Here is a 246-nt window from a genome sequence, read left to right as displayed (position 1 = left end):
TTACCGTCAGTAACGCCGTCGCCCTCGGCGGCGAACTCACGGTTAGCGGCAGCAACGACCTGACCCTTTCGGGCGTGGTCTCCGGTGCTTCGGGCCTGGTCAAGGACGGCACCGGCAAGCTGACCTTGAGCGGGGCCAACCTCTACCAGAGCCCTACCACCCTCAATGCCGGCACGCTGGTGCTGGGTAATGCCCAGGCGCTGGGCCTCAGCCGGCTGGATGTGAACGGCACCGGCGCGCTGGAAA

The 246-nt window shown here is 66.7% G+C and carries 1 protein-coding gene; it reads left to right on the top strand.

The genetic code is table 11. The features are described from left to right. Positions 1-246, top strand: a 246-nt coding sequence (locus DM374_RS32970; protein ID WP_157969846.1) for an autotransporter-associated beta strand repeat-containing protein, incomplete at both ends; no start/stop codon positions are given.

The sequence above is a fragment of the Pseudomonas huaxiensis genome, from assembly GCF_003231275.1.
Lineage (GTDB): Bacteria > Pseudomonadota > Gammaproteobacteria > Pseudomonadales > Pseudomonadaceae > Aquipseudomonas > Aquipseudomonas huaxiensis.
The sequence above is the reverse complement of the archived record's forward strand: the minus strand, read 5'-3'. Positions and strand labels throughout refer to the sequence as shown.